Origin of the sequence: Pseudoduganella sp. UC29_71, from assembly GCF_042693265.1 — a bacterium.
Classification (GTDB): domain Bacteria; phylum Pseudomonadota; class Gammaproteobacteria; order Burkholderiales; family Burkholderiaceae_D; genus Rugamonas.
The window spans coordinates 2,311,004-2,332,651 of sequence record NZ_CP170549.1 but is presented as its reverse complement, the minus strand read 5'-3'; the positions used below and the strand labels follow the sequence as shown (position 1 = coordinate 2,332,651).

Genomic DNA, 21,648 nt, shown 5'->3' with positions numbered 1-21,648 from the left:
GTCCCTCCGGAGAAATCATGCTCAACGCCACCCTGCCCCGTGCCGCCCGCGCCGCCCGTGCCGCCCTGTTCGCCAGCCTGCTCGCCGCCTGCCTGCCGGCCTGTAAGAACAAGCCCGACGCCCCGCGCCTGATCGCCGAAGCGCAGGCCTACCAGAAAAAGGGCGATACCAAGGCCGCCATCATCCAGCTCAAGAACGTGCTGCAGGCCGACCCCGAACACAGCACGGCGCGGGCGCTGCTTGGCGACGTCTACCTCGAAGGCGGCGACGTGCCGTCCGCCGAGAAGGAATACCGGCGCGCGCGCCAGGCCGGCATGGCCGAAGCGGACATCCTGCCGCGCCTGGCCCGCGTCATGCTGCTGCAGCAGCAATTCGAAGGCGTACTCGCCACCTTGCCCGCGAATCCGCCGACCGCCGACCTGATGGCCCTGCGCGCCTATGCGCTGCTGGGCCTGAACCGCCGCGCCGACGCCGGCGCGCTGCTGGACGCCGCGCTGGCCAAACAGGAGGGCAACAGCCTGGCGCTGCTGGGCCAGGCGCGCCGCGCGCTGATGGGCAACGATGCGCCGCGCGCGCTGGAGCTGGCCGGCCAGGCGCTCGCGCGCCATCCGGAGGACGTGGACGCGCTGCGCTTCCGCGCCGACCTGCTGCGCGTGCAAGGCAAGCCGGCCGATGCGCGCGCCGCATACGAGCGCATCCTCACGCTGCGCCCGGCCGACCTGCAGACCCGCATCGACATTGCCAGCCTGCTGATCCAGGATGGAAAATACGCCGACGCCAAGGCCCAGCTGGTGCAGGCGCGCGCCATCTCGCCCGCCAGCCTGCCGCTGGTATTTACGCAGGCGCTGCTGGACTTCCGCGAGCAGCGCTACACGGCCGCGCTGGAGCAGCTGCAACTGGTGCTGCGCGCGGCGCCCGAGTACATGCCCGCCGTGCTGCTGACGGGCGCGGTGCAGTATGAACTGAACAACAACACCCAGGCCGAGCAGCACCTGCGCCACTTCCTGGAAAACCTGTCCGGCCACCTGTACGCCAGCAAGCTGCTGGCCGCGACACTGCTGCGCAACGGCAAACCGGCCGAAGCCAATGCGCTGCTGGCGCCGCTGATCGAGAAAAACCCGCAGGACCCGGAACTGCTGGCCACCGCCGGCGACGCCTATATGCGCATGCAGCAGTTCGGCAAGGCGGCCGACTATTTCCAGAAGGCGGTGGAGCTGGCGCCCAACGCGTCGGCGCTGCACGCGGCGCTGGGCGCCAGCCGTCTCGGCCTGGGCGACAGCCAGCGCGCCATCACGGAACTGGAGCGCGCCAGCAGCCTGGACACCAAGACGCCGCGCGCCGGCATCATGCTGGTGGTGGTCCACTTGCGCAACAAGGATTACGCCAAGGCGCTGGCGGCGGTGGCCGCGCTGGAAAAGCAAGGCAACAATCCCGCCGTGCAAAACCTGAAAGGCGGCGTGCTGCTGGCCAGCCAGGACTTCGCCGGCGCCAGGCAAGCCTTCCAGGGCGCGCTCTCGCTGGACCCGGCCTATCAGCCCGCGCTCGACAACCTGGCCCAGCTGGACGTGCTGGACCACCAGCCCGAACGCGCGCGCCAGCGCTACGAGGCCGCGCTGGCCAAGGACAAAAAGAACGTCGCCGTGATGACCGCGCTGGCGCGCCTGGCCACGGGCCAGGGCAAGACCGCCGAAGCCACCGGCTGGCTGGAGCGGGCACAGCGCGAAAATCCCGATGCGCTGGCGCCGGCCATGCTGCTGGCGACCTACTAGCTGGCCGCCTGGCTGCCGGCGATCTTGAGCAGGTCGCGCACTTCCCAGTTCAGCTCCAGCGGGGTGCGCGGCCGGGTCAGCGCCACCAGCCCGTACAGGCGGCCGTGCAGCATCAGCGGCACCAGCAGCCACAGCTGCGGCACGCCGTGCAGCCAGAGCGGCAGCGCCAGGCCCGCGTAGCGCTCCGGCTGCGCCAGGCTCTCGGGCACGTCCAGCACCCACTGGCGCTGCTCAAGGAATTGGCAGAACGCGGCGCTCGTATCGCCGTGCTGGCGCGCCAAGTTCCAGCTGGCGGACGGCTCGCAGCGGTCGCCGGCCGCGTCCTCGCGCCGCAGCCACAGGGCGCCGGCCGGGCTTTCCACCAGCGCCGCCAGCGCCTGCACCACGCGCAGGCCCAGGTCGGGGCCTTCCGTCGACAGGCTGCGGGTGAAGCACTGCCATTCTTCGCGGTAGTCGAAGCCGGACTGGTAGAAATGCTTGCTGATGAAGACCTTGGCGCGCGCGCGCATGGCGCCTGAAAACAGCACGCCGGCCAGCACGATGGCGGCGCCGGCCAGCCAGGCAGCCTGCATCAGCGGTCCCCAGGCACCGCCGAAGGAGCGCAGATACCAGGCGCAGCCGGCCATCGCCAGCAGATAGGCGGCGCTGCCGATCAGTGCAGCCGAGCGGAACAGCATCTGGCGCGACAGGGCCAGCCCCACGCTCCAGCGCGGCTTGCGGGCCGCCGCCACCGCCAGCAGCGGCGCGCCGAACGCGCACACCAGGCCGCGCGCGGCCCACAGCTCGCCGTTGATGCGGCGGAACAGCAGCGCGTCGCTGTACAGATAGAAATCGTAGGCGAACAACAGGCCGATGCCCAGGCAGGCGAACTTGATGCTCCAGCGTTCGTGCGCCGGCGTGCCGCGATAGAACTGCTCCAGCAGCAGCAGCCCGCCCACCGCCAGCATCACCCGGCAAACGATGGGCAGCAAGGCGTCCCGGCCCGGCAGGGCCGCCTCCGCAAGCGGTGCGGCAGCCGGGCGCAGCAGCCCCGCCAGGCCGCCGTAGGCCAGCGGCAGCAGCGCCACCACCACGGCCGCTGCCAGCAGGCCCTTGCGGCTCGGCCCGCTGCGCCCCAGCAGCGAGAGCAGGAACACCAGCCAGGCCACGGTGCGCGCCGCTTCCAGCGCCTCGGCTGTCCGCATCGGCCAAGCCGCTGCATGCTCCAGTCCGGCAGCCTGCGCCGCCGCGCCGCCCCAGGGCGCGCCCCCGACGGCACCCGCAAGCGCCGCGCCGACAGCGGCGGCGGCCCACAGCGCCGTGGCCGCGCATGCCGCCATCAGCGCGCCCGAATGGCGCCCCGCGCGCCAGCCCGGCACCAGCAGCACGGCCAACACCAGAAACGCCAGCGCGGCCAAGGCATGGCTGGCCGCTGCGGCGAACGGCGCGGACATGGTCGCGGTCAACAGCGGCGACAGGAGCAGGCGCGACATCAGCGGCTCCCCTTGCCCAGCAACACAACCTGCACCGTATCGATCAGGATCAGCAGATCCAGGAACAGGCTGTTGTTTTTCACATAATACAAATCGTATTGCAGCTTGCGCACCGCGTCATCCACCGACGCCCCGTATTGGTAGCGCACCTGCGCCAGCCCGGTAATGCCGGGCTTGATGCTGTGCCGGACATTGTAATAAGGCACGTCGTTGCCCAGCCGTTCCACAAAATACGCGCGTTCGGGCCGCGGCCCGACAAAACTCATTTCCCCGCGAAACACGTTCAGCATCTGCGGCAACTCGTCGATGCGCAGCTTGCGCAGCCAAAATCCCACCCGCGTCACGCGCGGATCGTCCTGCGCGGCCCAGCGCGGCGTGCCGTCGCCTTCCGCGTCGCTGCGCATGCTGCGGAACTTCAGCACCTTGAACAGCCGCCCGTCCTTGCCCACCCGCTCCTGCTGATAGAACACCGGCCCGCCATCCTCGGCCACGATGCACAGCGCCGCCAGCAGCATCACCGGCAGCGCCGCCAGGCCGATCGCCCCGCTGGCCGCCAGATCGAAGATGCGCTTCACACTTGCACGCAAGAAACTCTGATCGAATCCGCCGCCGAAAATCAGGTAGCTCGGCTGCAAGGAATCGATGCGGATCTGGCAAGCCTCGCGTTCGAAAAAGGCGGCCGCATCCACCACCCGCACGCCGCCCAGCACGCACTCCAGCAATTGCCGCACCGGATAGGCCCCGCCACGCCGGTCCCCCAGCGACACCACCACCTCGCCCGCGTTGTGCGCGCGCGCCAGCTCCAGCAGCGACGGCCCCGCCGGCAGCAGGCAGGCCGCCGCCACCCGCCGTTCCTCGCCCGCCACCGACACGCAGCCCACGACGCGGAAGCGCTGAAAGCCGTGCTTGCTGACCGCCAGCTCCATGCATTCCTGCGCCAGCGCGCCGTCGCCCAGCACGATCAGGCGGTCAGCCATGCGTTCGGTACGCACCGTGAAAAACAGCAGCAGCCGGCTCATCAGCACGCCGAAGCCGCCCAGCAGGAAGGCAAACGCGCCCAGCTGCGCCGCGCGCAAGCCCGGCATCAGCCGGTACAGCATGCTCAGCAGGCAAAACGCCAGCAGCAGCGCCGGCACGATGCGCAGCACGGTCTGGCGCAGCGCCTCGCCCCGATGCAGGCGCAAATCGGACTGATACATGCCCAGCGTGCCCATGCTCAGCACGGTCAGCAGGGCGAACAGCACGGCGCTCCAGTACACGCTGCCCGGCCGCGCGGCGCGCTGCGCCTCCGCCAGCCAGGCCAGCGACGCCAGCCCCGCCGCCGCCAGCAACAGCAGCACCTCCATCAGCAGCAAGACGAAGGCCATGCGCGGCACATAATGGTTGAAGATACGGATCACGGTTCGCTCCCGCGCCCGTCGGATGGGCTGCAGTGGTCCAGCCATGATGCCGCGCACATTCGGCCGGCGCCTTGAGCTGCAACAAGCCCGGCGCACCGCAAACCCGCGCCAGATCAACATCTTGCGCAAAAATGACCGCGCCATGACAGGCCGGCGGCAAATCGTCTATAGTCTTGTTTCCTACTCAGCAATGTGAACCCAGAACCATGAAATTTGATGTTGCGATTGTCGGCAGCGGCCTGGCCGGCCTGTCGGTGGCTTTGCACCTGGCCGAAACACGCAAGGTTGCGATCATTTCCAAACGCGAGCTGCTGGACGGCGCCAGCAACTGGGCGCAGGGCGGCATCGCCGCCGTGCTCGACTCCGGCGACAGCCACGACCAGCACATCGCCGACACCCTGGTGGCCGGCGGCGGCCTGTGCGACGCCGACGCCACCCGCTTCATCGTGGAAAACGGCCGCACCGCCATCGAATGGCTGATCGACCAGGGCGTGCCCTTCACGCGCGACGACAGCGCCGAACTGGGCTTCCACCTGACGCGCGAAGGCGGCCACAGCCAGCGCCGCATCATCCACGCCGCCGACGCCACCGGCCACGCGGTGCAGGTCACGCTGGAACAGAAGGTGCGCGCGCACCCCAACATCAGCCTGTTCGAACACCACTGCGCGATCGACCTGATCACCTCCGACAAGCTCGACGGCAAGGAACAGCGCCGCAACCTGCAGCCCAAATGCCACGGCCTGTACGTGCAGGACGTGCGCAGCGGCGAAGTGCACACCGTGGCCGCCGAACACACCGTGATGGCCACCGGCGGCGCCGGCAAGGTCTACCTGTACACCACCAACCCGGACACGGCCAGCGGCGACGGCATCGCCATGGCCTGGCGTGCGGGCTGCCGCGTGTCGAACATGGAATTCATCCAGTTCCACCCCACCTGCTTGTACCACCCCTATGCCAAGTCCTTCCTGATCACCGAAGCGATCCGCGGCGAAGGCGGCCTGCTGAAGCTGCCGCCCGAAGCCGGCCCGGCGGCCGGCATGCGCTTCATGCTGGCGCACGACGAGCGCGCCGAACTGGCCCCGCGCGACGTGGTGGCGCGCGCCATCGACTTCGAAATCAAGAAGCGCGGCCTGGACTATGTGCACCTGGACATCAGCCACAAGCCCGCCGCCTGGCTGATCGAGCACTTCCCCACCATCTACGCGCGCTGCCTGGAACTGGGCATCGACATCACCAAAGAGCCGATTCCCATCGTGCCGGCCGCGCACTACACCTGCGGCGGCGTGGTGACCGACCTGCAAGGCCGCACCGACCTGCCGGGGCTGTACGCGGTGGGCGAGACCGCCTGCACCGGCCTGCACGGCGCCAACCGCCTGGCCTCGAACTCGCTGCTCGAATGCGTGGTGATCGGCCGCGCCTGCGCACAGGACATCGAAAGCAAGGAACGCGTCGGCACGCCCTACCTGCCCGACTGGGACGAAAGCCGCGTCACCGACGCCGACGAGGAAGTGGTGATTGCCCACAACTGGGACGAACTGCGCCGCTTCATGTGGAACTACGTCGGCATCGTGCGCACCACCAAGCGGCTGGAGCGGGCGCAGCACCGCATCGCGCTGCTGAAGGAAGAAATCGACGAGTACTACCGGAATTTCCGCATCACCAGCGACCTGCTGGAACTGCGCAACCTGGTCGACGTGGCCGGCCTGATCGTCAACAGCGCGCTGCAGCGGCGCGAAAGCCGCGGCCTGCACTTCAGCCGCGACTACCCCGAAACGCTGCCCAAGGCCCTGCCCAGCATCCTCACCCCCGCCCGCCGCTAGCCGCCCGGCCCAGCCGCCCGCGCCACCTGCCGAGCTGAGCCGCATTCGGGGTCAGACCCCGAATGCGGCTCAGCTCGCTTAGGGGATGTCGACGTCGTAGCGCTGGCTGAGGCGCTTGAGCTCGCCGTTTTCGATCAGGGCGTCGAAGGCGGCGTCGAAGCTGGCGCGGATGGGGTCGTGGCTGGGGCGCTTGGGGAAGGCGAAGTAGCCGTCTTGTACTTCGATCACGTGCGGCAGCGCCACCACCTGGCCGCCCAGCTTGAGCGCGGCCAGCACCGGCTCCGTGTTGCGGCGGTTGCTGGCGAACAGGGCCACGTGCTTGTGGGTCAGCATCAGCAGCCCGTTTTCAACGTTGTTGGCGACGCTGACGCGCAGCCGCGGCCGCGCCGCGTCGAAGCCGGGTCCGTAGGCCCAGCCGTTCATCACCACGATGGATTTGCCCTCCAGCGCCGCGTAATCGCCCTGCCAGCCGTGGCCGGCGCCGGCCGGCGCGTAGAACACCATGTCGTCGCGATAGAACGCCGAGCGCGAAAACGCCATCCGTTCCAGCCGTTCCGCCGATTTGTAGGGGCCGACCAGGATGTCGGCCAGCCCCTGCGTCACCATGGCTTGCGCGCGCGCCCAGGGATAGATCTCGAAGCGCACCGAGTCCTTGTTGCGGCGCGCCACCATGCGCACGATGTCCGGCCCCATGCCGGTGAATTCGCCGTCCGCGCGGCGCTCGTAGACCCGCTCGAAATGCGCGCCGACCACCAGCAGCTCCCGTGCGCCGGCACTCGCCGCCACCAGCGCGATGGCCAGCAGGGCCGTTGCCGCGGCAACTTTGGCTAGTCTGTGCATTAATTCTCCCTATGCACTCATGATACCCAAGAGAATGGACTAGTCAAAAGAATTGCATTACCGTATCCATATGACGACACCACACCACCTCCGCGCCGCACGCATGGACGACGTGCCGCGCATGGAAGCGCTGATCGCCCTGTCCGGGATTGAACTGAGTGCGGGTTTTTACACGCCGGAACAGGCGCAGGCGGTCACGCGCCATGTGTTCGGCGTCGATACGCAATTGATTGAGGATGGCACGTATTTCATCATCGAGCGCGGCGGCGAGGCGCTGGCCTGCGGAGGCTGGAGCAAGCGCGCCACGCTGTTTGGCGCCGACCGCACCAAGACCGGCCCGGACCGCCTGCTGGACCCGGCTACCGAGCCCGGCCGCATCCGCGCCTTCTTCGTGCACCCGTCCGCCGCCCGCCAGGGGCTGGGACGCATGCTGATGGAACATTGCCAGCGCGAAGCTGCGGCGCAGGGCTACCTGACCTTGGAACTGGCCGCCACCATGCCCGGCGTGCCGCTGTATCTGGCCAGCGGCTTCGCCGTGGTGGAGCCGTTCGACATCGCGCTGCCAGGCGGCGTCAGCGTGCCGCTGGCGCGCATGCGCAAGCACATCGCCTAGCCAGCGACTTCGGGCCTCAGCCGCGCCGGCGGCGGCGCGAGATCATGCCGATCAGGCCCAGGCCGCCCATGAACACGGCGGCCGACCCCGGCTCCGGCACTTCGAACGCAGCCGGCCGCAGGGCCAGCTGATGGCGCACGGCCGGCTCGATATAGGTGCCCAGATACTCCACCCTCAGCCCGGTGGGGTTACCGGCAGACAACCTGTAATTGGTCACGACGAATTCCAGCACATTCACGCCGTCGTTAAAGCCGCCGTCCGCGCCGAAGCTGGTCCAGCGCGAAAAATCGCTGCCCGTGGCCAGCAGGCGTCCGTTCAGGAACACTTGCGCCGCATTGTCGGCGCTGAAGCGGCCGGTGAACCAGGCGCTGTCCGCCCGGTAGCCGCTCAAGTCGAAACTGAGGCTGTAGCGATAGATTCCGTCGCTGGCCCCGTCATAGCTGGTCCATGCGTCCGACGCCGGTACTATCCATTTCGACGCGGCCGAGTTGGCCAGCCACGGCGTCTGGTCCCACAGGCCGCTTTGCGACACATAGCCGTAGCGCTCCGTCAGGCGGGTGCCGCCGCGTTCCACGGTCAGCAGGTAGTTGGTGTCGAGGACGCCGGAGGCGGCGCTGCCGGTGTTGATCAAGGCTGTAATTGGCACTGCATGGGCGCTGGCCACGGAGGCGCAGACCAGCATGGCAGCAAAGCAGGCATTCTGATTCATGTTTGAATCTCCCGCGTAAGGTGGCAAGATACTACTGTTGAGCTCGGTATAAGCTTGTCAGGAGTGTATCCCGGCCATAAAAAAAGCGGCGCTCGATAGCGCCGCCCTATTTCCCTGCGTGATAACTGCTTAGCCGTTGAAACCCTTGCCTTCGGCGGCCAGTTTCACCAGCAATGGTGCCGGTTTCCACGCTTCGCCGTGGCGTCCGCGCGACAGGCGCTCGATGGTGCCCAGCACATTCGGCAGGCCCACCGTGTCGGCGTAGAACATCGGGCCGCCGCGGTGCAGCGGGAAGCCGTAGCCGGTCAGGTAGACCATGTCGATGTCCGAGGCGCGCAGCGCAATGCCTTCTTCCAGGATTTGCGCGCCCTCGTTCACCAGCGCATACACCAGGCGCTCGACGATTTCCTGGTCGCTGATCTTGCGGCGCACCACGCCGATGTCCGCCGAATGCTTGACGATCATCGCGTTCACTTCCTCGTTCGGGTAAGCCTTGCGGTCGCCGGCCTTGTAGTCATACCAGCCCCCGCCGGTCTTCTGGCCGAAGCGGCCCATTTCGCACAGCAGGTCGGCGGTCTTCGAGTAGGTGATTTCCGGCGATTCCACGTAGCGGCGCTTGCGGATGTACCAGCCGATGTCGTTGCCGGCCAGGTCGCCCATGCGGAACGGTCCCATGGCGAAGCCGAACTTCTCCACCGCCTTGTCCACCTGCTCCGGCAGGCAGCCCTCTTCCAGCAGGAAGCCGGCCTGGCGGCTGTACTGCTCGATCATGCGGTTGCCGATGAAGCCGTCGCACACGCCGGACACCACGCCGGTCTTCTTCAGTTTCTTCGACAGCGCCAGCGTGGTGGCCAGCACGTCCTTGCCGGTTTCCTTGCCGCGCACGATTTCCAGCAGCTTCATCACGTTGGCCGGGCTGAAGAAGTGGGTGCCGATCACGTCCTGCGGACGCTTGGTGAAGGCGGCGATCTTGTCCACGTCCAGGGTGGAGGTATTGGAGGCCAGGATGGCGCCCTGCTTCATCACCTCGTCCAGCTTGCGGAACACGGTTTCCTTCACGCCCATGTCTTCGAACACGGCTTCCACCACGATGTCGGCATCGCCGATTTCCTCGTAGTTCATGGTGCCGGTGATCAGGGCCACGCGCTGGTCGAACTTCTCCTGCGTCAGCTTGCCCTTCTTCAGCGTATTCTCATAGTTCCTGCGGATGGTGGCCAGGCCTTTTTCCAGCGCCTCGGCCTTCATTTCCAGGATGGTGACCGGGATGCCGGCGTTGGCGAAGTTCATCGCGATGCCGCCGCCCATGGTGCCGGCGCCGATCACGGCCGCCTTCTTGATGGCGCGGGTGGGCGTGTCGGCCGGGACATCCGGCACTTTGCTGGCCTGGCGCTCGCTGAAGAAGGCGTGGCGCAGCGATTTCGATTCGGGCGTCTGGATCAGCTTGAGGAAGCGCTCGCGCTCGAATTTCAGGCCGTCCTCGAACTTCATGGTCACGGACGCGGCGACGCACTCCACGCATTCCAGCGGCGCCGGGAACGGGCCGGACATGGCTTTTACCGTGTTGCGCGAGAATTGCAGGAAGGCTTCGTGGTTCGGGTAGTCCACCTTGCGGTCGCGCACCTTTGGCAGCGGACGCGCGTCCGCTACTTTGCCGGCGAAGGCAATGGCCGATTCCAGCAGGTTGGCGTCGGCGGCGAATACTTCGTCGAAGATGGCGGTCTTGGCCAGCTTCTCGGACGCTACCGGCGTGCCGGAGACGATCATGTTCAGTGCCATCTCCAGCCCCAGCACGCGCGGCAGGCGCTGCGTGCCGCCGGCGCCCGGCAGCAGGCCCAGTTTCACTTCCGGCAGGGCGATCTGCGCGCCCGGCATCGCCACGCGGTAGTTGCAGCCCAGCGCCAGTTCCAGGCCGCCGCCCATGCACACGGTGTGGATCGCTGCCACCACCGGCTTGGTCGATTCTTCCACGGTGCGGATCAGCGAATGCAGGCTGGGCTCGGCCAGCGCTTTCGGGGAGTTGAATTCCTTGATATCCGCGCCGCCCGAGAACGCCTTGCCCGCGCCGGTGATGACGATGGCTTTTACCGCGTCGTCCGCCAGCGCCTGCTGCATGCCCTGCACCGCAGCGCTGCGGGTGGCATGGCCCAGGCCATTGACCGGCGGATTGTTCAGCGTAATAACGGCTACGGAGCCGTGAACTTGGTATTCGGCACTCATGTCTCTTCCTTCTTGTAAGTTGTAGCTCAGTATAGTCAAGTGTACTTAAGTGTGGATGTAAGTGAGGAGCGGGCTGCAAAACTTAACTATACCGCAGAAACGAACGGTCGTATTATTTTTTTTGTGCGGTGCGCTCGCCGGTGGGGCAAGCGCTTGCGGCGGCCATGTTACACTTCCAGCCACTCCTTGCGCACGGCGGCGTCCGCGCGCAGGGCGCCCGGCGTCCCCTCGAACACGATGGCGCCGTGGCCCATGACATAGACGCGCTGCGAAATCTCCATCGCGATGGCCAGCTTCTGCTCCACCAGCAGCACGGAAATGCCGCGCTCCTTCAGCGCCAGCAGATATTCGGCCACCAGCGCCACGATCTTCGGCGCCAGCCCTTCGGTCGGCTCGTCGATCATGATCAGGTCCGGGTCGCCCATCAAGGTGCGGCACAGCGTCAGCATCTGCTGCTCGCCGCCGGACAGCACCCCGGCCGCCACCGCGCGCCGTTCCTGCAGGCGCGGGAACATGCGATACATATCGTCCAGACTCCAGCGGCCCGCCCCGCCCTTGCCCATGCCGGCGCGCTTTTGCCCCAGCACCAGGTTTTGCTCCACCGTCAGCGTGGGGAACACGTCGCGGTTCTCCGGCACGTAGCCCAGCCCCTTATGCGCGATCTGGTAGGCCTTCAGCCCGAGAATCTCCTGCCCTTTCAGGCGCACCGCGCCGGTGGCGCTGACCTGCCCCATGGCGGCCTTGACCAGGGTCGAGCGCCCGGCGCCGTTGCGGCCCAGCAGGCTGACGATCTCGCCCGGCTTCACGTGCAGGTCCACCCCGTGCAGCACATGGCTCTTGCCGTAGTAGGCGTGCAAGTTACGGATATCCAGCATAGCTTCTCCACTCATGCGGCAGCCTCCTCGTGGCCGCCCAGGTAAGCCGCCTGCACGTCGGCGTTGCCGCGTATCCGCTCCGGCGTGTCGCAGGCGATCACCTCGCCGTACACCAGCACGGCAATCTTGTCGGCCAGGCCGAACACCACGCTCATATCGTGCTCCACCATCAGCAGCGTCTTGCCCACGGTGACTTTGCGGATCAGTTCCACCGCGGCGTCCGACTCGGAGCGGCTCATGCCGGCGGTTGGCTCATCCAGCAGGATCACGTCCGCGCCGCCCGCGATGGTGATGCCGATCTCGAGCGCACGCTGCTCGGCGTAGGTCAGCACGGCGGCCGGCACATGGCGATGGCGCTGCAGGCCGATCTCCTCCAGCACCTGCTCGGCCCGCTCATGCGCGTCGCGCAGCTTGCCGAGCCGGTGCCAGAACGAATACTTGTAGCCCAGCGACCACAGCACCGCGCAGCGCAGGTTCTCGTACACCGACAGGTTGACGAACAGATTGCTGATCTGGAAGCTGCGAGACAAGCCGAGCCGGTTGATCTGGTAAGGCTTCAAGCCGCTGATACGCTGCCCGTTCAGGCGGATTTCCCCGCTGCTGAGCGGGAAGCGCCCCGAGATCAGGTTGAACAGCGTGGACTTGCCGGCGCCGTTCGGCCCGATCACCGCGCAGCGCTCGCCCTGCTCTATACTGAGGTTTGCGCCGCGTATGATCTCCGACTTGCCGAAGCTCTTGCGCACGTCCTGTAACTCCAATGCCTTCATCGCGCGCTCCTGGTCTGGACTGCAATCGCCGCGCAGGATGCCCCCCACGCCTCGGCAAACAGCGGCTGCGCCGTGCGCCACGCCGCGATGCTGACTACCAGCAGGCCGGCCACGACCAGCCACGGCGGCGCCGCTTTCGTGTCCACCGCCATGCCGAACAGCTGCTTCACGCTGCCGTTGGCCGCCTCCAGCGTCATGTGGTACAGCATCTCCACGCCCGCAACAAAGCCGATCAGCCCCGGCAGCACGGCCAGGCACACCCAGCCCAGCGGGCCGGCGATGCGGCCGAACTGCCCGAACTTGGCGGCCCGCAGCAGCAGCATGATCAGGCTGCCGAGGCCGCCCGGCGCATAGCGCACCAGCAGCACGAAGAACAGCCCCAGGTATAGCTGCCAGGCCGGCGTGAAGTCGGACAGCAGCACCGAGAACAGGATGCCGACGATCGCCCCCAGCAACGGTCCGAAGAAGAAGCCGATGCCGCCGATGAACGTGAACAGCAAAATGCTGCCCGAGCGGATGGCGCTGACATTCTCGGCGCTGACGATCTCGAAATTGATCGCCGACAGCCCGCCCGATATCCCGGCAAAGAAGGACGACAGGATCACCACCAGGTAGCGCACCCATTGGGTGTCGTAGCCGATGAATTCCACGCGCTCCGGGTTGTCGCGCACGGCGTTGATGATGCGGCCCAGCGGCGTGTGCGTGTACGCGTAGACCGCGGCGGTGCAGACAAACAGCCAGAACGCGATCAGGTAGTACACCTGGATCTGTGGGCCGTAAGTGATGCCCAGTACCGCGCCGCCGATCACGCGGTTGGTGGTCACGCCGCCCTCGCCGCCGAAAAAGCCGGGGAACATCAGCGAACTGGCAAACACCAGCTCTACCAGGCCCAGCGTAATCATGGCGAACGTGGTGCCGGCCTTGCGCGTGGTGACGTAGCCGAACAGCACCCCGAAGCCCACGCCCGCCAGCCCGCCCACCAGCGGTATCAGGCTGGTGGGCACCGGCAGTTGCCCCGCGCCAGCCATATTCATGGCGTGGATGGCGAAAAAGGCGCCCAGCCCTGAATAGACCGCGTGGCCGAAAGACAGCATGCCGCCCTGCCCCAGCAGCATGTTGTAGGACAGACCGAAGATCATGACCGTGCCCATCTGCGACAGCAACGTGAGGCCGCCGCCCTTGCTGAACACCAGCGGCGCGGCCAGCAGGATCAGCGCATAGCCGCACCACAGCAGCCAGCGGCCCAGGTTCAGCGGGGTATAACGTAGTTCTTTCATTCGCGCGTCCCCATCAAGCCCTTAGGGCGGAAAATCAAGATCAGCACCAGCAGCAGATACGGCAGGATGGCCGCGCTCTGCGCAATGGTCACGTTCAGCAGCGCATACGCCGGCGTGGCTGGCGAAACGGCCACCCCCACTTTTCCCAGCAAATGCGCCAGCGAATAGTCCAGCGCCACGGCCGTCGTCTGCATGATGCCGATCAGCAGCGACGCCACGAAGGCGCCCGCCAGCGAGCCCATGCCGCCGACCACCACCACCACGAAGATAATGCTGCCCACGGTGGCCGCCATGGCCGGCTCGGTGACGAACGCGTTCCCGCCGATCACGCCCGCCAGCCCGGCCAGCGCGCTGCCGCCGCCGAACACCCACATGAAGATGCGCGGCACGTTGTGGCCCAGGGCCTCGGCCGCGTCCGGATGCGTCAGCGCCGCCTGGATGACAAGCCCGACGCGGGTGCGCGTGAGCACCAGCCAGATCGCGCCCAGCATGGCCAGCGCCACCAGCATCATGAAGGCGCGGTAGGCGGGGAAACTGGTCGAGAACAGCGTGAACAGCGGCCCATCGAGCTGCTTGGGTATGGCGTACTGCACCGCTGCGCGGCCCCAGATCAGCTGCACCAGCTCCACGATCAGGAAGGACAGCCCGAAGGTGAACAGCAGCTCCGGGATATGGCCGAACTTGTGCAGCGGCCGCAAGCCGTAGCGCTCAACCAGCGCGCCCAGCAAGCCCACCGCAACCGGCGCCAGCACCAGCGCCGGCCAGAAGCCGACCACGCTGCTGATCGTATAGGCAATATAAGCGCCCAGCATATAAAAACTCGCGTGCGCAAAGTTCAGCACGCCCATCATGCTGAAGATCAGCGTCAAACCGGACGACAGCATGAACAGCAGCAGTCCATAACTGATGCCGTTAAGCAGTAGTAAACAGGGTAAATTCCATTGAAGCTCCACGAGAACCCGTAGGGCGGGTTAGCGCTGCGCGCCTAACCCGCCAGGTGCCGCCGGGGCCGGCGGACGTCGGCGGCCGGCGCTCAGCCCGGCCGTTTCATCTGGCACGAGGTCGGCTGGCCGGCCACGTAGGCATCGATCTTCTTGTCCATCTTCCAGCCGTAGCCCGTGTTTTCCTGGTCGTATTTGACGTCCTTGCCGTTGACCTTGGTCCAGGTGCCGATGTACAGCGGCTGCTGCAGCTGGTGGTCCTGCTTCTGCATCATCACGCCCCCGTTGAGGGACTGCGCCTTCATGCCTTCCAGCGCGAACGCCACCTTCACCGGATCGGCCGTCCTGGACGCCTTGATAGCCTGCGCCAGCATGGTGATGATGACGTGCGTCTGCGCGGCGTAGTAGTCGTCGTTGTACTTGGCCTTGAAGGCTTCCACCACTTCCTTGCCGTTGAAGGTTTCGTTGTTGATCATCCAGTTGCCGATGATCTTGGTACGCTCGGCGCCGGCCGCGCCCATGGCGGTCGGCACGCCGGTGGTGATGCCGTAGTAGGTGTAGAAGTTGGCCTTCAGGTCCGCGTCCTTGGCGGCGCGCACCAGCAGCGCCAGGTCGGCGCCCCAGTTGCCGGTGATGACGGAGTCGGCGCCGGACGCCTTGATCTTGGCGATGTAGGGCGAAAAGTCTTTCACCTGCCCGATCGGGTGCAGGTCGTCGCCGGCGATCTTGATGTCGGGCCGCTTGCGCGCCAGGTATTCCTTGGCCGCGCGGCTGACCGCCTGCCCGAAGGCGTAGTTCTGGCCGATGATGTAGACCGACTTGATGTTCTTGTCCGGCGCCATGTAGCTGGTGAGCGCCTCCATCTTCATGTCGGAATTGGCGTCGAAACGGAAATGCCAGAAGCTGCACTTGCTGTTGGTCATGTCCGGATCGATGGCCGCGTAGTTCAGGTAAACGATTTCCTTGCCCGGGTTGCGTTCGTTGTGCTTGTTCACCGCGTCCAGCAGCGCCAGGCCCACGCCGGAGCCGTTGCCCTGGGTGATGTAGCGGTAGCCCTGGTCGATCACGGCCTTCAGCTGGGTCAGCGATTCCTGCGGGCTGCCCTTGTTGTCGAAGCCGGTCACTTCGATCTTGTTCTCGCCGGCCCACTTGCCCTTGGTGGCCATGTCGGCGATGAGCTGGAAGCTTTTGAGCTGGTTCTGCCCGACCGGCGCGAACGGGCCGGAGAGCGGGTCGATAAAGGCGATTTTCACGGTCTCGGCCAACGCGGCCGTGGACAACAGGGTCAGGCTGACAGCAACAGCGAGCGTGCGGTAGGTCATAGTCTCCATCCTTTTTTTAGTTGTGATTGCCCATCTTACAACTCCGGCTGACGGTTCATGCCGTCGGCAGCTTGTACTCCTTATATTGTTCGCGCAGCTTGTTCTTCTGCACCTTGCCGGTGCCGCCCAGCGGCAGCGCATCGGCAAAGACCACGTCGTCCGGCAGCCACCATTTGGCGATCTTGCCTTCGTAAAAGGCCAGCAGCTCCTCGCGGCTCACCTCCATGCCCGGCTTGCGCACGATCACCAGCAGCGGGCGCTCGTCCCATTTCGGGTGCGCGATGCCGATGCACGCGGCCTGCATCACGGCTGGATGCGACACGGCGATGTTTTCCAGGTCGATGGTGCCGATCCACTCGCCGCCGGACTTGATCACGTCCTTGCTGCGGTCGGTAATCTGCATGTAGCCGTCAGCGTCGATGGTGGCCACGTCGCCGGTCGGGAACCAGCCGTCCTGCAGCGGATCGCCGCCCTCGCCCTTGAAGTAGGCCGAGATCACCCAGGGCCCCTTCACCATCAGGTGGCCGTAGCTGCTGCCGTCCCACGGCAGTTCCTTGCCGTCATCGTCGACGATCTTCATGTCCACGCCGTACACCGCATGGCCCTGCTTGAGCAGGATCTTGCGCTGTTCCACCGCCGGCAGCTCCAGGTGCTTGCTCAGCAACACGCCAGCCGTGCCCAGCGGCGACATCTCCGTCATGCCCCAGGCGTGGATCACCTCCACGCCGAATTCGTCCATCAGGGTATTCATCATGGCCGGCGAGCAGGCCGAGCCGCCGATGACCGTGCGGCGGAAACTGCTGAACTTGAGTTTGTTCTGCAGCATGAAATTGATCAGGCCCAGCCAGACGGTCGGCACACCGGCCGAGAAAGTCACCTGCTCGGCCTCGAACAAGTCGTAGAGCGACTTGCCGTCCAGCGCCGCGCCCGGGAACACCATCTTGGCGCCGCTCAGCGGCACGGAGTACGGCAAGCCCCACGCGTTCACGTGGAACATGGGCACCACGGGCAGCACCACGTCGCGCGACGTGACGTTGAGCGCGTTCGGCAGCGCCGAGCCGTAGGCATGCAGCACCGTGGAGCGGTGCGAATACAGCGCGCCCTTCGGATTGCCGGTGGTTCCGGAGGTGTAGCACAGCGTGCAAGCCGAGTTTTCGTCGAACTGCGGCCAGGTGTAGACGTCCGAGTGCGAGGCGATCAGGTCCTCGTAGCACATCAGGTTGGGAATCCGGGTGTCGGCCGGCATGCGGTCGCGGTCGGCCATCAGCACGTAATGCTTCACCTGTTTGCACATCTGGGCCATGGCCTCCACGGCGGGCAGGAAGGTCAGATCGAAGAACAGCACCTGGTCTTCGGCATGGTTGATGATGTAGGCGATCTGCTCCGGGTGCAGGCGCGGGTTGATGGTGTGCAGTACGGCGCCGGAGCCGGACACGGCGTAGTAGGCTTCCAGGTGGCGGTAGCCATTCCAGGCCAGCGTGGCGACGCGGTCGCCCAGCGCGATGCCCATGCCGCCCAGCGCATTGGCCAGGCGCCGCGCGCGCTGGTGACAGTCGCGGTAGGTGTAGCGGTGGATGTCGCCTTCAACGCGGCGCGACACGATCATGCTGTCGCCGAAATGGCGGGCGGCGAATTCGATGATGCCGGATACAAGCAAGGGCTGATTCATCATCTGCCCCATCAACGGGCTCTGCGGAAGCGACATTGGATCTCCTAAGTAACTTTGTTTTTATGATATTGCTGTTGAACCCATATTCGTACGTCCGTGCTATTTTCGTCAAACTGTTTCCATGCTGCGGCGCAGCAAACACCACATTGCTAGCGTTACCAAGTGTAACGGCAATGGCAATGCCGGCGCCACCGCCTAGAATCGCCACTGTGCGTTAAAATTTGGATTTCACCCATCGCCACTGGAACCGCTATTAATAAGCTGCCCCTGGACAACTCGTTCGCGAGTCTCCCGCCCTCTTTCTACACCCGTTTGATGCCGACGCCGCTGCCCGCGCCCTACATGGTTGCGGTGAGCCCGCCGGCGGCGGCCCTGATCGGCCTGGACGCCACGGCGCTGGCCGAGCAGCAGGCCATCGACATCCTGGCCGGCAACGCCATCCCCGAGCGCGCCCAGCCGCTGTCGGCCGTGTATTCCGGCCACCAGTTCGGCGTCTGGGCCGGCCAACTGGGCGACGGGCGCGCCATCCTGCTGGGCGATGTGGCCACGGCCAACGGCCCGATGGAATTGCAGCTGAAAGGCGCCGGCCTGACGCCCTATTCCCGCATGGGCGACGGCCGCGCCGTGCTGCGCTCGTCGATCCGCGAATTCCTGTGCTCCGAAGCCATGGCCGCGCTCGGCATTCCCACTTCGCGCGCGCTGTCCGTGACCGGATCGGATCAGGGCGTCGTGCGCGAAACGGTGGAAACGTCGGCTGTTGTCCTGCGTATGGCGCCCACTTTCATCCGTTTCGGCTCCTTTGAGCACTGGTCCAGCCGCCAGAAGCCGGATGAGCTGAAAATTCTCGCCGACTACGTGATAGACCGCTTTTATCCGCAAGTGCGCGCGGAAGAGAACCCATACGCGGCATTTCTCGCCGAAGTGACGCGCCGCACGGCCGAACTGATGGCGCAGTGGCAGGCAGTTGGCTTCATGCACGGCGTAATGAATACCGACAACATGTCGATTCTGGGCGAGACGCTGGACTACGGCCCATTCGGCTTCATGGAAGCGTTCGACAGCGGCCACATCTGCAACCACACCGACCAGCAAGGCCGCTATTCCTACGGCATGCAGCCGCAGATCGGCCACTGGAACTGCTACGCGCTGGGCCAGGCCTTGCTGCCGCTGATCAACGAGATTCCCGCCGCCCAGGCCGCACTGGACGTCTATCAGCCGGCCTTCGCGGCCAAAATGGACGCCCTGCTGCACGCCAAGCTGGGCCTGGCCACCACGCAGGACGGCGACCGCGAACTGATGGACGCCATGTTCGCCCTCATGCAGGAAAACCACGCGGACTTTACGCAGTTCTTCCGCACGCTGAGCAATCTCAAGACCGACACCGACGAACCCGATCATGATCTCCGGGATGAATTCATCAACCGCGAAGCGTTCGACGCCTGGGCCAACCGCTACCGCGCCCGGCTGCGCGCCGAGCACAGCGACGATGCGGCCCGGAAAGTTGCAATGGATGCCGTCAACCCCAAATACGTGCTGCGCAATTATCTGGCGCAGATAGCAATTGAAAAGGCGCAAAATAAAGACTTTACTGAAGTAGAGCGTTTACTGTCAGTTTTGCTGCGCCCATTCGACGAACAGCCAGAGAATGAAAAATACGCGGCCCTTCCACCGGACTGGGCCAGTCATTTGGAAGTGAGCTGTTCTTCTTGAGAAAGATTTAAATCATGAGCGATAAAGTCATCAAGTCAGACGCGGAATGGCGTGCCCAGCTGGACCCGATGGAATACCAAGTCACGCGCCACGCGGCTACCGAGCGCGCCTTCACCGGCAAGTTTTGGGACCATCACGAGCACGGCATTTACACTTGCGTATGCTGCAACACGCCGCTGTTCGCGTCCGACACCAAATTCGATTCCGGCTGCGGCTGGCCGAGCTATTTCGAGCCGCTCAACCCGGCCAACGTAACCGAGGTGGTGGACCGCTCCCATGGTATGCTGCGCACTGAGATTATTTGCGCCGTCTGCGACGCCCACCTGGGTCACGTCTTCCCGGACGGCCCGCCTCCCACCGGCTTGCGCTACTGCATTAACTCCGCCTCGCTGCGCTTCGATCCACAAGATTAAAAACAATACGGCCTCGCCATGAAAATCCTGTTCGACTTCCTTCCGCTGCTGGTCTTCTTCGCCTGCTACAAACTGGGCGGCATGCACCCGGAAGCGGCGCAAGCCTTCGTCAACACGTATATGAGCGGCATCTTGTCGGGCGGCTCCGTCACGGCCGACCAGGCACCCATGGTGATCGCCACGCTGGCTGGCATCCTGGCCAATGCGGCCCAGATCGTCTACCTGAAAGTGCGCGGCCGCAAAGTGGATTTCATGCTGTGGCTGTCGCTGTTCCTGTTCGTGGTGTTCGGCGGCCTGACCATCTACTTCCACGACGAGATCTTCATCAAGTGGAAGCCGACCATGATTTACTGGTGCTTCGCGGTGGGCCTGCTGGCGGCGCGCTACTGGTTCAAGAACAACCTGATCCGCAAAGCCATGGGCTCGCAGCTGACCTTGCCGGACGAGGTGTGGGAAAAGCTGAACCTGTCCTGGACCGCCTTCTTTGCCGCGCTCGGCTTTATCAACCTGTTCGTCGCGTTCGTGCTGTTCAAGTCCGATACCGCGTCCTGGGTCAGCTTCAAAGCCTTCGGCACCACCGGTTTGACTTTCGCCTTCATTATCGTCCAGACTATTTACCTCGCTAAATACATGAAGGACGAAGAAGTATGACCGACCCGCGCATTGCCAAGATAGAAGAGCGCCTGCGCGCCGCGCTCCAGCCCGCTGAACTGGTGCTGGAAGACGAGTCCGCGCTGCACGCCGGACATGCGGGAGCAGCCTCCGGCGGAGGCCATTACCAGCTGCGTATCGTTTCCGATAAATTCGAAGGCCTTAAACTCGTCACAAGACATCGACTCGTGTATGATTCCGTGCACGATATGATGCGTGGGGAGATACACGCATTGGCCATTACCGCACTGGCACCGTCTGAAGTATGATATGCGCGGAGATTTGGAAACAATGAGAGACAATGCGATCAAACAAAATCCGGCTCTCCGCAATTAAGAACTTTACCCATTAGGATTTGAAATAATGAATTTGAAGCCAGCCCGTCTGCTGATCGCACTTATCGCTGCTGTTGCGGCCCCCGCTTTTGCCCAGAACCTGGCCGTCGTGAACGGCAAGGCTATCCCGTCGTCGCGCGTGGATGCAGTGGTCAAGCAAGTTGTTGCCCAAGGTCAGCAGCCAGATTCGCCGCAGCTGCGTGAAGCCATCAAGAAAGAAATGATCGGCCGCGAAGTGCTGATGCAGGAAGCGGAAAAGCAAGGTTACGCCAAGAACGCCGACGTCAAGGCCCAGCTGGAAAACGCGCGCCAGGCCATCTTCATCAACGCCCTGGTTGGCGAATACGTGAAGAAGAACCCGGTCAAGGACGCCGACATCAAGGCTGAGTACGACAAATTCGTTGCACAAACCGGCAACAAGGAATACCACGTGCGCCACATCCTGGTGGAAACCGAAGCCGAAGCGAACGCTGTGATCGCCAAGCTGAAAGGCGGCGCCAAGTTCGAAGAACTGGCCAAGACCTCGAAAGACACCGGCTCCGCAGCCAACGGCGGCGACCTGGACTGGGCAACCCCGTCGTCCTTCCCTAAAGTGTTCTCGGACGCCTTCGTGGCCCTGCAAAAAGGCCAGGTCACCGAGAAAGCCGTGCAGACCCCGAACGGTTTCCACGTGATCAAAGTGGACGACGTCCGCGAAGCCAAGCTGCCCACCCTGGACGAGGTGAAGCCGCAAATCGCGGACGCGCTGACCCAGAAGAAGCTGCAGGCTTACCAGGAAGAACTGGTCAAGAAAGCCAAAGTACAGTAATTAGTCAGCAGTTAGGAACGGCGCCCTTGTGGCGCCGCTA

Annotated in this window: 19 protein-coding genes; 8 read left to right on the top strand and 11 right to left on the bottom strand. The window is 65.0% G+C overall.

The features are described 5' to 3' along the window. The first annotated feature begins 17 nt into the window (after window positions 1-17). Window positions 18-1,769 carry an XrtA/PEP-CTERM system TPR-repeat protein PrsT gene (prsT, locus tag ACFJI2_RS10175; protein WP_377704880.1) on the top strand — a complete coding sequence of 584 codons (1,752 nt, stop codon included), beginning with the start codon at window positions 18-20 and terminating at the stop codon, window positions 1,767-1,769. On the opposite strand, the gene prsK is transcribed toward prsT, so the two are convergent. Both prsK and ACFJI2_RS10165 read right to left on the bottom strand, forming a co-directional pair. Next, window positions 1,766-3,241 (bottom strand): XrtA/PEP-CTERM system histidine kinase PrsK, encoded by a 1,476-nt coding sequence (gene prsK, locus ACFJI2_RS10170; RefSeq protein WP_377704879.1) that lies wholly within the window; start codon window positions 3,239-3,241, stop codon window positions 1,766-1,768. The genes prsT and prsK overlap by 4 nt on opposite strands. Continuing rightward, window positions 3,241-4,641, bottom strand: coding sequence for a TIGR03013 family XrtA/PEP-CTERM system glycosyltransferase (locus tag ACFJI2_RS10165; RefSeq protein WP_377704878.1), 1,401 nt, complete (start codon window positions 4,639-4,641; stop codon window positions 3,241-3,243). Before ACFJI2_RS10165 ends, prsK begins: the two co-directional genes overlap by 1 nt. A gap of 206 nt (window positions 4,642-4,847) precedes the next feature. On the opposite strand from ACFJI2_RS10165, the gene nadB reads away from it, so the two are divergent. Beyond that, complete coding sequence (gene nadB, locus ACFJI2_RS10160) at window positions 4,848-6,461, top strand: L-aspartate oxidase (RefSeq protein ID WP_377704877.1); 1,614 nt, start codon at window positions 4,848-4,850, stop codon at window positions 6,459-6,461. Window positions 6,462-6,539: 78 nt separating this feature from the next. Here the strand turns inward: nadB and ACFJI2_RS10155 are convergent, their stop codons facing one another. Then, window positions 6,540-7,301, bottom strand: coding sequence for a substrate-binding periplasmic protein (locus ACFJI2_RS10155; protein ID WP_377704876.1), 762 nt, complete (start codon window positions 7,299-7,301; stop codon window positions 6,540-6,542). Window positions 7,302-7,371: 70 nt separating this feature from the next. Here ACFJI2_RS10155 and ACFJI2_RS10150 point away from each other — a divergent pair, with 70 nt between their 5' ends. Continuing rightward, window positions 7,372-7,914 (top strand): GNAT family N-acetyltransferase, encoded by a 543-nt coding sequence (locus ACFJI2_RS10150; RefSeq protein ID WP_377704875.1) that lies wholly within the window; start codon window positions 7,372-7,374, stop codon window positions 7,912-7,914. A 16-nt stretch (window positions 7,915-7,930) separates the two neighbouring features. Here ACFJI2_RS10150 and ACFJI2_RS10145 read toward each other — a convergent pair whose 3' ends face one another. From ACFJI2_RS10145 to ACFJI2_RS10110, 8 genes are all read right to left on the bottom strand, one after another. Further along, complete coding sequence (locus ACFJI2_RS10145) at window positions 7,931-8,623, bottom strand: PEP-CTERM sorting domain-containing protein (RefSeq protein WP_377704874.1); 693 nt, start codon at window positions 8,621-8,623, stop codon at window positions 7,931-7,933. A 129-nt stretch (window positions 8,624-8,752) separates the two neighbouring features. Continuing rightward, on the bottom strand, window positions 8,753-10,840 hold the full coding sequence (locus ACFJI2_RS10140) for a 3-hydroxyacyl-CoA dehydrogenase NAD-binding domain-containing protein (protein WP_377704873.1): 2,088 nt from the start codon (window positions 10,838-10,840) through the stop codon (window positions 8,753-8,755). Between the two features lie 167 nt (window positions 10,841-11,007). Then, window positions 11,008-11,715 carry an ABC transporter ATP-binding protein gene (locus ACFJI2_RS10135; RefSeq protein WP_377704872.1) on the bottom strand — a complete coding sequence of 236 codons (708 nt, stop codon included), beginning with the start codon at window positions 11,713-11,715 and terminating at the stop codon, window positions 11,008-11,010. 11 nt (window positions 11,716-11,726) lie between these two features. Beyond that, a complete protein-coding gene (locus ACFJI2_RS10130; protein ID WP_377704871.1) occupies window positions 11,727-12,482 on the bottom strand; it encodes an ABC transporter ATP-binding protein in 756 nt (251 codons plus the stop codon). Beyond that, window positions 12,479-13,759: a branched-chain amino acid ABC transporter permease gene (locus ACFJI2_RS10125; protein WP_377704870.1), complete on the bottom strand. Its 1,281-nt coding sequence runs from the start codon at window positions 13,757-13,759 to the stop codon at window positions 12,479-12,481. The genes ACFJI2_RS10130 and ACFJI2_RS10125 overlap by 4 nt, the downstream gene beginning before the upstream one ends. After that, window positions 13,756-14,643 carry a branched-chain amino acid ABC transporter permease gene (locus ACFJI2_RS10120; protein ID WP_377704869.1) on the bottom strand — a complete coding sequence of 296 codons (888 nt, stop codon included), beginning with the start codon at window positions 14,641-14,643 and terminating at the stop codon, window positions 13,756-13,758. Before ACFJI2_RS10120 ends, ACFJI2_RS10125 begins: the two co-directional genes overlap by 4 nt. Before the next feature lie 149 nt (window positions 14,644-14,792). Continuing rightward, entirely contained in the window at window positions 14,793-16,031 is a 1,239-nt protein-coding gene (locus ACFJI2_RS10115) for a branched-chain amino acid ABC transporter substrate-binding protein (protein WP_377704868.1), read from the bottom strand. A gap of 46 nt (window positions 16,032-16,077) precedes the next feature. Further along, complete coding sequence (locus ACFJI2_RS10110; protein ID WP_377704867.1) at window positions 16,078-17,727, bottom strand: 3-(methylthio)propionyl-CoA ligase; 1,650 nt, start codon at window positions 17,725-17,727, stop codon at window positions 16,078-16,080. 225 nt (window positions 17,728-17,952) lie between these two features. Between ACFJI2_RS10110 and ACFJI2_RS10105 the strand changes: the two genes are divergently transcribed. The 5 genes from ACFJI2_RS10105 (at window position 17,953) to ACFJI2_RS10085 (ending at window position 21,608) form a co-directional block, all read left to right on the top strand. Further along, the gene (locus ACFJI2_RS10105; protein WP_377705818.1) at window positions 17,953-19,401 is read left to right on the top strand and encodes a YdiU family protein; all 1,449 of its coding nucleotides are present in this window, start codon (window positions 17,953-17,955) and stop codon (window positions 19,399-19,401) included. Between the two features lie 14 nt (window positions 19,402-19,415). Beyond that, the gene (msrB, locus tag ACFJI2_RS10100) at window positions 19,416-19,814 is read left to right on the top strand and encodes a peptide-methionine (R)-S-oxide reductase MsrB (protein WP_377704866.1); all 399 of its coding nucleotides are present in this window, start codon (window positions 19,416-19,418) and stop codon (window positions 19,812-19,814) included. A gap of 18 nt (window positions 19,815-19,832) precedes the next feature. After that, window positions 19,833-20,465 carry a septation protein A gene (locus ACFJI2_RS10095; RefSeq protein WP_377704865.1) on the top strand — a complete coding sequence of 211 codons (633 nt, stop codon included), beginning with the start codon at window positions 19,833-19,835 and terminating at the stop codon, window positions 20,463-20,465. Beyond that, complete coding sequence (locus ACFJI2_RS10090) at window positions 20,462-20,734, top strand: BolA family transcriptional regulator (protein WP_082616005.1); 273 nt, start codon at window positions 20,462-20,464, stop codon at window positions 20,732-20,734. The genes ACFJI2_RS10095 and ACFJI2_RS10090 overlap by 4 nt, the downstream gene beginning before the upstream one ends. A gap of 94 nt (window positions 20,735-20,828) precedes the next feature. After that, window positions 20,829-21,608 (top strand): peptidyl-prolyl cis-trans isomerase, encoded by a 780-nt coding sequence (locus ACFJI2_RS10085; RefSeq protein WP_107869099.1) that lies wholly within the window; start codon window positions 20,829-20,831, stop codon window positions 21,606-21,608. The last annotated feature ends 40 nt before the right edge of the window (window positions 21,609-21,648 follow it).